Here is a 1,176-nt window from a genome sequence, read left to right on the forward strand (position 1 = left end):
GGCTTTACCTTGTAATTTGATTTTACAGGTAATCCGTTTACAAAAATATTACCGTTTTTTGCCGCTGCTTGAATTTTGTTTCGGGTAGCATTTTCAATAAAATTCATCAAGTATTTATCTACGCGCAAAGGTGTTTGCCCTTTACCAACAGTAAATGCATAATGTTCATGTAAGTTATCGTCTTCAGGTAACTGTGGTGTGTAATCTTCCATTAAAAACTAATTGCTTGGTCTGTTACCATTACCTAAAACCAAATCTATTACTGAGGTTTTTGGCAATTTATCACCTGGCTTTAGTAAATCGCCTTTATAATACATTTTCAAAACCAAATCTTTACCAATGTTGTCTTCATAAGTAATTTTTCCAACAACAAACTCTAAAGCTTCTAAATTTGGTTTTGCTTGCCTAAAAGTACGCTCTCTTAAATCTGGCACTTCAATTTTTCTGTAGCCCGAAGGATTTAAAGTAATATATATTTTTCTGTTTTCTTTTACTTGAGCACCGGCTACCGGATCTTGCTCTATAACTGAAAACTTTGGATAATCTGGATTGTAATTAGACGAATCTTGTATTTGCATTACCAAATCATTGTCTTTCAACTCCATTTGAGCCACACTTATAGATTTTCCTTTTAAATCTGGTACTGTTTCAAAATCGCCATGATTTGTATAGCTTTTTAACCATAACAACATAATGTAACATAACACAACTACAGCTACTACAGCTAATAATACTTGCTTAAAAAAAGCTTTACTTACTAAAAATTTAATGATACTCATGAACAGAATTTTGAATACGCAAATATATAAAAACAGAACTGCTTTTTCTTTTGCAATTTATATGATATTTTAGCTTATAAAATTAAATACGACATATTACTAGTTTTAGACGTACACTTAACTTACTTAAATGAAAAAAAATATTGCCATTATTATGGGCGGATATTCTAGTGAATATCAAATCTCATTAAAAAGCGGAAACGTTGTTTACAACACATTAAACAAAGACAAATATAACGCCTACCGCATTCATATTTTTAAAGATAAATGGGTGTATGTTGATGCTAATGATAATGAATTTCCTATTGATAAAAATAATTTTACCACCACTGTTAACAACACAACATTAAAGTTTAATTGTGTTTTTAATGCCATTCATGGTGCCCCTGGCGAAAAC

At 30.7% G+C, this 1,176-nt stretch carries 2 protein-coding genes and 1 pseudogene; 1 reads left to right on the forward strand and 2 read right to left on the reverse strand.

What is annotated here, in order from left to right:
• On the reverse strand, positions 1–212 hold a 212-nt coding region (locus tag FUA24_RS07510; protein ID WP_262713603.1), incomplete at its 3' end, for an RNA-binding S4 domain-containing protein.
• A gap of 6 nt (positions 213–218) precedes the next feature.
• A complete protein-coding gene (locus FUA24_RS07515) occupies positions 219–779 on the reverse strand; it encodes a PASTA domain-containing protein (RefSeq protein ID WP_147136835.1) in 561 nt (186 codons plus the stop codon).
• Between the two features lie 130 nt (positions 780–909).
• On the opposite strand from FUA24_RS07515, the pseudogene FUA24_RS07520 reads away from it, so the two are divergent.
• Positions 910–1,176: pseudogene (locus FUA24_RS07520) on the forward strand (D-alanine--D-alanine ligase); the annotation flags it as partial.

Source organism: Seonamhaeicola marinus (genome assembly GCF_008085455.1).

Excerpts from the sequence above, each read along its gene's own strand:
- FUA24_RS07515 (WP_147136835.1), bottom strand. The coding sequence starts at position 779 with ATGAGTATCATTAAATTTTTAGTAAGTAAAGCTTTTTTTAAGCAAGTA.